Genomic DNA, 7,651 nt, shown 5'->3' on the forward strand with positions numbered 1-7,651 from the left:
CCCCCAGCCCGGCTGGACGTCCGAGGCCTCGGGCGATGTACGAGTAGAAGGCGCCGGCGTTGCGGATGTAGGGCGTCATCGCGGTGAAGCCGACCGCGAAGAGGACCAGCACCACGCCGACGGCGAGATAGGCGACCGGGGCGCCGATGCCGCCGAAGAGGATGGCGAGGGGAGCGACACCGGCCATCACCGTGAGCGGGGCGGCCGCGGCGACGACGAAGAAGACGATGTCGGCGACGCCGAGGCTGCCGCGCTGGAGGTGATGGCCCTGATCGGTCCCGGCGGCCGGTGGGGGCTGCTGGGGAGCGGTGGGGACGAGGGGCTTGGTCATGGAGGTCTCCGCGTCGTGTGTGTGGTCGGGGAGCGGGTGGAACGTCCAGGAGACGCAGACCGGTCGTGACGACGACGTAGGTCTATCGTCTCCCGGCACGCGTGCTGCGGGGGGTGGTGGCGTCGTGGGTACGCCGGCCGGCGAGCCAGGTGCCCAGGACGGGGAGGTGCGCGAGGTCACCGGGGGCGGTCTCGGCCGGGTCGGCGGCGAGATGCACCAGGTCGGCACGCATTCCGGGACACAGCGCGCCCCATTCCTTCTCCTCGAACGCCTGGTGGGCGCATCCTGCGGAGTAGGCGGCGAGAGCGGTGTCGATGTCTATCCGCTCCTCGGGGAGCCAGCCGCCCTCGGGAATCCCCTCGGGCGTCTGGCGGGTGACCGCGGTGGCGATGCCCCGCAGTGGTTCATGGGCGGTGACCGGCCAGTCGCTGCCGAACGAGAGCCGGGCGCCGGAGGCGAGCAGGGCGGCGATCTGATACTGCCGCCCGCCGCGTTCCGGGCCGATCCTCGGCAGGGTCAGCTCGGTCATCAGGGGGTCGGGCTGGGCCCACAGCGGCTGGAGGTTGGCGACCACGCCGAGTGCGGCGAACCGGGCCAGGTCGGCGGGGTGGATCAGCTGGGCGTGGGCGATGACCGGACGGCGGTCGCGGGCGCCGTTGGTGCGGGCGGCGGCCTCGATCGCGTCCAAAGCCATCCGGACTCCGCCGTCGCCGATGGCGTGGAGGTGCGCGCGGAAGCCGAGTGCGTCGACGGCGGTGACGGCCGCGGCGAGCTCCTGGGGGGACCAGTTGGCGAGGCCGTGCGAGTGCGGGCAGTCGGTGTAGGGCTCGAGGAGGGCGGCGGTGCCGGCCTCGATGACGCCGTCGGCGAAGAACTTCACGCTCCGCGCGGTCAGCAGCCCGGGAGCGGAGCTCTCCACCTTGTCCCGGTCCGCCGTGAACCGGAGGATGCGTTCGCGCCAGCCGTCGGGTTCCAGGACGAAGGCGAGGTCGGCTCGTACGGGAAGCCCCGGCTCGGTGGTCGCTGCGGTGACCCATACGTCGGCCTGGTGCGGTTCGACCCAGGCGTCCTGCACCCAGGTCACGCCGGCCGCGGCGAACCTGGCGGTGGCTTCGCGCAGGGCCGCCACCTGTGCCTCGTGGGACGCCGTGGGAATGAGGTTGAGCACCGGGCCGAGGGCGCCGAACTCGCGCAAGGTGCCCAGCGGCTCGGCGGATCCGTCCCGGCGCAGGATCTCCCCGCCCGCCGGATCCGGGGTCGCGGCGGTGTAGCCGGCCCGGCGCAGGGCCTCGCTGTTCACCCAGGCGGTGTGGTGGTCCATGGTGCGCAGGACGACGGGACGGTCGGGTACGGCGGCGTCCAGCCACCGGGCGTCGAACCGGCCGTCGGGGGCGAGCCACGGGTCGAAGCCGTCACCGGTGATCCACTCCGTCTCCGGGTGTTCGGCGGCCCAGCCTCGTACGACCTCGACGATCTCATCGACACTCGTACGGTCCCGGACCGGTACCCCGGCCAGCCCCAGTCCTCCCATCACCGGGTGTACGTGTCCGTCGCCGAACGCCGGCAGCAGGGCGCCGCCGGCCAGGTCGACGACGGTGGTTCGCGGTCCCCGGGCGGCCAGCGCCTGTGCGCCGAGGGCGGTGATCCGGCCGCCGGTAACGGCAAGGGCGTCGTGGACCGGGGCATCTGCGGCCCCGGTCCGGACGGTCCCTCCGGCGAAGACGATGTCGGCGTGCATGGCGTGCGGCGGTGCCTTTCCGTCGGCCGACTGCCTAACTGAAAGGCATTCGGTTTCCGGTAATGTAGGCGCCCTCCAGGCGACTGGGAAGAGTTTTACTGAATGCCATTCGGTAACTTCTGGGTTACGGCACACGAGGACGAGGAGCCACCGTGGGACGGCCGCGTACACCCCTGCTGGACCGCCGGCGCATCGGTGCCGCGGCACTGCGCCTGGCCGACGAGAAGGGCGCGCTCTCCATTCCGGCCCTGGCCAAAGCCCTGAGCGTCGCCCCATCCGCGCTCTACCACCACGTCGCCGGCCGCGACGACATCATCTCGCTGATGCGCGAGGAACTCGCCCTGACGACCGGAGACGACCAGGACTGGTCACAGCCCTGGGACAAGGCCCTGGAGGGCTGGACCCGCTCCTACCTCGCCGCCTTCGCCGCCCACCCGGGGGCGGTACCCCTGCTCGCCACCGCCCCGCTGGCCGAACCCTTCATGCACGCGATGTACGAGAAGGTCGCGAAGCTGCTCCTGGACGCCGGTTTCGCCGCGAAGGAGGTCATGCCGCTGATCACCGCACTGGAGAGCTTCGTTCTCGGCTCCGCCCTCGACCTGGTGGCACCGCCCGTGATGGTCTCCGACGTTGCCCGCGACACGACTCCGTACCTCAGTGCCGTACTCGACCAGACCCCCGCCGACCGCAGCCGCGCCACCTTGGCCTTCGACCTCGGACTGCGCGCCCTGCTCACCGGGTTCCGCGACCTGCTGCGTCGCTGACGGCAGTCGTGCACGTCGCCAGGCTCGGCCGGTCAGCGCAGCACCACGCCCCGCTTGGCCAAATGGCTACGGCCTCGCCACCTGGCGTCCGCATCTGCTGAGGAAGTCGATCGCACGCGGCAGCGTCCATCAGCTGCTGCGCAACGGGACCTTCTTCTTGTACGTGGCCGACTGGGCTTCTCGACCGGCCTCGACCGGAACGACCGCTGCTCCCCGGCGCGGGGCGGCGAACGGCTGCGTGTTGACGTGGTCGAGGTAGTTGACCAGCCCGTTCATGGCGTCTCCGCATCGGGTCGTTTGAGATCTGGTGGGTAGCCCTTGGTGCGTAGCCGGCTGTCGAGAGCCGGTGCGAGGATGTCGCCGCGGGGTGGAGCGTTTCTGATGGCTCTTGGTGGGCTGAGGGCTGTCCCGTAAATGATCTACGGCATGCTGGTTGACCTGCTCGTTTCCCGTCACTCGGCGAGGGTGAGGTTGTGCAGGCGGGCGATACCGAGCATGGCGTGGTGGACGCCGTCGCCTTTCAGGCGGCAGTCGCGCAGGATCTTCCAGCTCTTCATCCGGGCGAATACGTGCTCGACGCGGGCGCGGACCTTGCGGTGGGAGGCGTTGTGCTCTTCCTGCCAGGCCGGGAGTTCGGCCTGGCCGCGTTCGCGGCGGTGCGGGATGACCAGGCCGGTGCCCCGGTAGCCGCCGTCCGCGATCACGGTCGTCTTTCCGACGGCGTCCTTTGCGCCGGACAGTTCCCACGCCTTGCAATCGTCGCGGTTGCCCGGCAGTGGCCGGCCGACGGCGACGACGAGCCGGGTGTCGGCGTCGATGACGACCTGGTGGTTGGTGGAGTACCGGTAGTTCTAATAGGTCATCGGTGAGCCCGAGCGCGTGAGCGCAAGGGCCGCCAGGCGAGGCAGAAGGCTGCCGTTCTGGGACTGGATCCCCGTGCTCAGACCGGCCCTGCCTCGCCCGCGCCCTGCCGGGCGGAGACCTTCGGTAGTTCCGGGACCTTGATCTCTCGTCAAAGACCGGTCCCGCCCGGCAGAAGCCCAGAACCCACCGGTTTCATGTCCCCAGCCCGCCGACAGGGGCCGACCTCTCAGCAGTTCGCGAGCCCCAGAGCTCTCCAGCAGACCGAGGTCCCTGCCGGTCGCTGGAGACACGAACGGCTCATGAGATGGCGTGCCTTGAGCACTTCTATTAGAGCGCCGCGTGCTCCGCACAGGACCGATCTGCAGGTTGAAATGGAGGTACAAGGTTGAGCGCGATCTTCTGCGGCATCGACTGGGCGGAAGGGCACCACGACATAGCCCTGGTCGACCAAAACGGCGCCCAGGTGGCCAAGCTGCGCATCAGTGACGACAGCGCTGGTTTCCATGCGCTGATGGAACTACTGACCCGGCACGGTGACACTGCGGAGGATCCGATCCCGGTCGCCATCGAGACCCCGCGCGGCCTCCTGTCGCCTCCTTGCGGGCAACCGGCCGCCAGATCTACGCGATCAACCCCCTGGCCGCCGCCCGCTATCGCGATCGCGCCAGCGTCTCCCGAGCCAAGTCCGACGCAGCCGACGCCCGGGTCCTGGCCAACATCTGCGGACCGACCGGCACGCCCACCGGCCCCTGCCCGATGACAGCGAAGCCGGACAGGCCGTCGCTGTCCTGGCCCGTGCTCACCAGGACGCGATCTGGGACCGGCAGCAGATGATCAATCGGCTCCGCTCGCACCTGCGCGAGTACTATCCGGCCGCCCTCACGGCCTTCCACGGCCCCGGAAAACCCGGACTCGACTCGCCACGCGCCCGCCTGATCCTGGCTGCCGCACCGACGCCAGCCGACGCCGCCAGACTCACCCGCAGCCAGCTGCGCGCACTCCTCAAGCGCGGCGAGCGCCCACGCTGCGGAATCGAAGCCGAGGTCGAGCGGCTTCGGGACATCTTCCGCGCGGACCACCTCCGCCAGTTGCCCCAGGTCGAACAGGCCTTGGGACACCAAGCAACGGCGCTCATCCGGCAGGTCGACGCCGCTTGCATCAGCGTCGCCCAACTCGCAGCAGCAACGGAGAAGGCATTCCTCGCGCATCCGGATGCCGACATCATCACGAGCTTCCCGGGTCTGTCCGTACTGTCCGGAGCACGCGTCCTCGCCGAGATCGGAGATGACCGCGAACGTTTCGCGGACGCCCGAGCCATGAAGGCATACGCCGGCGCGGCCCCCATTACACGGGCCTCGGGCCGCAGCCACGTCGTCGTGGCCCGAACCGTCAAGAACCAACGACTGGCCTCGGCCGGGCACATGTGGGCCTTCGCGGCCCTCCGCACCCAGGCTCCACGCGCCCACTATGACCGACGACGAGCTGGCGGAGAACGCCACACCGCAGCTCTCAGAAACCTGTTCAACAAGCTTCTCGGCTGCCTCTACCACTGCCTACGGCGCCGCACGCTTTACGACCCCGATCGGGCCTTCGCAGCGGCCCTGGACCTTGCTGCCTGAGCCCTTACTTGACCTGCCAGCGACATGAGATGTCTTCGACTGCTCGGCGATGCTGTGGTCACGGGTCGGCACCAGGGTTCCGTCCGCGATCAGCACGGTGTCCTTGCGGAACCGTTTGCGCTGCTGGAGCGCGAGCGACGGCCCGAGGCGGTCGACGATGCGGTCGGCCGCCGACTTCGATACCCCGAACAACAGGGCGAGCTGGCGCAGGGTGAGGTTCGTGCGCCAGTACGCGGCGACCAGCAGGACCCGGTCCTCCAGCGGCAGGCTCCAGGGCCGGCCCTTACGGACCGGATCCGCGCCCTCCCGCCGCAAGGCGGTGATCAGCTTGCTGAACTGACGCGGACTCAGCCCGGTGAACGGGGCTATCCAAGACGGCTCCGACGCCGTGATCACACCAGCCACACCAAGATCATCTCACCCGTGACCAGCAGTTACGGGACAACCCTTAGACACCTCTCTCAACGGCATGGGAGCCCTGTCCGTTGCCTCCGGTCCCGCTGTCACTCATTCGGGGGCCACCCTGAAAACCCTCAGTGATCGACGGCTCCTTTGGATTCGTTGCCCAGCCCGCGCGGCAGTGCGGCCGAGGACAGCCGGCCCTCACGGATCGACAGCACCACGCGTATGAGGTCCTGCCAGTGGTTCTCGATCACCCGCCAGTTGATGACGTCCTTCCGAGAGTCGCCGAACAGCGGGTCGATGTGCTGGTACTTCACCGTCGGGCTGGGCCGGTAGAGGGTCAGATCCCTCCAGTTGCGGATGCGGGGCAGCAGTGCCACGCCGAGCATGTGCGCGAGCCCGAAGACAGGCAGCGACTGGCCTTGCGTATCTCCGTGGACGATGTTGACGGCCACCTCGGACTGATTCTTGAGCAGGCCCTCGAACAGATACACCGCCTCCCACACGCCACACGGGATGAAGTGGCTGAATAGGGCGATATGGGTATCGAGGGCGTGCCTCATCGAGATGCCGCCAAGTGGGTGGTTCGTAAGGTGATGTCCGTTTCCGGCTGAGGTTGGGGCAAGGCCGCTGGTGGAGGTTCCGTCGGCTATTGCTTCCTGGCGAAGTTGCCTGTGTCGGCCTCGGTGAGTATCCCGAGTTTGACCAGGCGTTTCAGCTTGGCGCGGGTGCCTTCGGCGTTCTTCGGCAGCAGCTCGTGGCCGAGGGCTTCGCAGACGTCCTTGGCCCGTAGCGGCCCGGTCGCGTGGTTGAAGGCGGCGAGCATGCGGGGGTGGTCCGGGTGCTCGGGCAGGTCCGGCACGACGGCCGGGAGCCGGTCGGCGAGGCCGGTGATGGTCTTGCGGGTGATCGCGAGGTGCTCCAGGTGGGTTTCGGCCTCCCGCAACCGGGTCTGCAGGTCGTCGAGCTGTGCGCGGAGGCCGTCGGCCAGGGCCCGGGCGGCGTCTTCCTGGAGACCCAGGGCGTCGAGTAGGGGCTGAATGTTCACGCTGCCGCCGCCTGCGCCTCGCGCCAGGTGGGGGCGTTCGCGCCGGTGAGGCGCCGGGTCATGACGTGGGTCATCGCCCAGTGGAGGCGGGAGGCGGAGGAGGCGGGGCGGTGCTCGTAGTCGCGGACCAGGCGCCGGTGCAGTATCAGGATCCCGTAGGTCTGCTCGGCCCTCCACCGCTTGGGCTGCGGCACGAACCCCTTGTCCTGCGGGTTGCGTTCGACGATCTCGACGTCGATGCCCAGGCCGGCGCCGTGTTCGATGACCTGGTTCTTGAAGCCCTGGTCGGCCAGGGCTTTGCGGACGGTTCTGCCGGCGTGCTCGGCGACCTGGTCCAGCAGGATGATGCCTGCGGCGTTGTCGTGGGTGTTCGCGGCGAGGACGGTGACCGCGATGACCAGGCCGAGGACGTCCACGGCAAGGCCGCGCTTGCGGCCGGGCACCCGCTTGGCCGGATCGTGGCCGCTCGTGGAGGCGGGGACCCCGGCGGCCACGTGGACACTCCGGGTGTCCAGGACCACCAGGGTCGGGTCCTCTCATCGTCGGGCGCGTTCACGGACCTGGCAGCGCAGGAGTTCATGGATGACCTGGTCGGTCCCGTCGTCCCGCCAGGCGGCGAAGTAGTAGTAGGTCGCGCTCTTCTGCGGCAGGTCGTGCGGGAGACAGGCCCACTGGCAGCCGGTCCGCCCCTGATAGAGGATCGCGTTCACGATCTCCCGCATGTCGTAGGCACCCTGATGTCCGCTGACCGAGCGGTGCCGGTCCTTCCACGCCGTGATCACCGGCTCGATCAGAGCCCACTGCTCGTCCGATACGTCACTCGGGTACGGCTTGCGTTCACTCACCCGGTCACATCACCAGGTCACCAACCGCGGACCGGCAGAT

Annotated in this window: 5 protein-coding genes and 5 pseudogenes; 2 read left to right on the forward strand and 8 right to left on the reverse strand. The window is 69.3% G+C overall.

The genetic code is table 11. The annotated features are described in order from the left end of the window. Both STRIP9103_RS04625 and STRIP9103_RS04630 read right to left on the reverse strand, forming a co-directional pair. Positions 1 to 331, reverse strand: a pseudogene (locus STRIP9103_RS04625) (amino acid transporter); the annotation flags it as partial. A gap of 82 nt (positions 332 to 413) precedes the next feature. Continuing rightward, on the reverse strand, positions 414 to 2,069 hold the full coding sequence (locus tag STRIP9103_RS04630; protein WP_009299120.1) for an amidohydrolase: 1,656 nt from the start codon (positions 2,067 to 2,069) through the stop codon (positions 414 to 416). A 152-nt stretch (positions 2,070 to 2,221) separates the two neighbouring features. Between STRIP9103_RS04630 and STRIP9103_RS04635 the strand changes: the two genes are divergently transcribed. Further along, on the forward strand, positions 2,222 to 2,833 hold the full coding sequence (locus tag STRIP9103_RS04635) for a TetR/AcrR family transcriptional regulator (RefSeq protein ID WP_009299124.1): 612 nt from the start codon (positions 2,222 to 2,224) through the stop codon (positions 2,831 to 2,833). Between the two features lie 129 nt (positions 2,834 to 2,962). Here STRIP9103_RS04635 and STRIP9103_RS49760 read toward each other — a convergent pair whose 3' ends face one another. Beyond that, a complete protein-coding gene (locus tag STRIP9103_RS49760; protein ID WP_158696847.1) occupies positions 2,963 to 3,109 on the reverse strand; it encodes a hypothetical protein in 147 nt (48 codons plus the stop codon). Between the two features lie 176 nt (positions 3,110 to 3,285). Next, positions 3,286 to 3,684: pseudogene (locus STRIP9103_RS04640) on the reverse strand (transposase); the annotation flags it as partial. A gap of 398 nt (positions 3,685 to 4,082) precedes the next feature. Here STRIP9103_RS04640 and STRIP9103_RS45960 point away from each other — a divergent pair. Further along, positions 4,083 to 5,316: pseudogene (locus STRIP9103_RS45960) on the forward strand (IS110 family RNA-guided transposase). Between the two features lie 33 nt (positions 5,317 to 5,349). Here STRIP9103_RS45960 and STRIP9103_RS04650 read toward each other — a convergent pair. The 4 genes and pseudogenes from STRIP9103_RS04650 to STRIP9103_RS04665 all read right to left on the reverse strand — a co-directional run. Further along, a pseudogene (locus STRIP9103_RS04650) lies at positions 5,350 to 5,721 on the reverse strand (helix-turn-helix domain-containing protein); the annotation flags it as partial. A gap of 128 nt (positions 5,722 to 5,849) precedes the next feature. Continuing rightward, entirely contained in the window at positions 5,850 to 6,371 is a 522-nt protein-coding gene (locus STRIP9103_RS04655) for a Tn3 family transposase (RefSeq protein ID WP_309474683.1), read from the reverse strand. Then, a complete protein-coding gene (locus tag STRIP9103_RS04660; protein WP_009299116.1) occupies positions 6,368 to 6,766 on the reverse strand; it encodes a hypothetical protein in 399 nt (132 codons plus the stop codon). Before STRIP9103_RS04660 ends, STRIP9103_RS04655 begins: the two co-directional genes overlap by 4 nt. Then, positions 6,763 to 7,611: pseudogene (locus STRIP9103_RS04665) on the reverse strand (IS5 family transposase). The gene STRIP9103_RS04660 and the pseudogene STRIP9103_RS04665 overlap by 4 nt, the downstream one beginning before the upstream one ends. Positions 7,612 to 7,651: the final 40 nt, after the last annotated feature.

Origin of the sequence: Streptomyces ipomoeae 91-03, assembly GCF_000317595.1 — a bacterium.
Lineage (GTDB): Bacteria > Actinomycetota > Actinomycetes > Streptomycetales > Streptomycetaceae > Streptomyces > Streptomyces ipomoeae.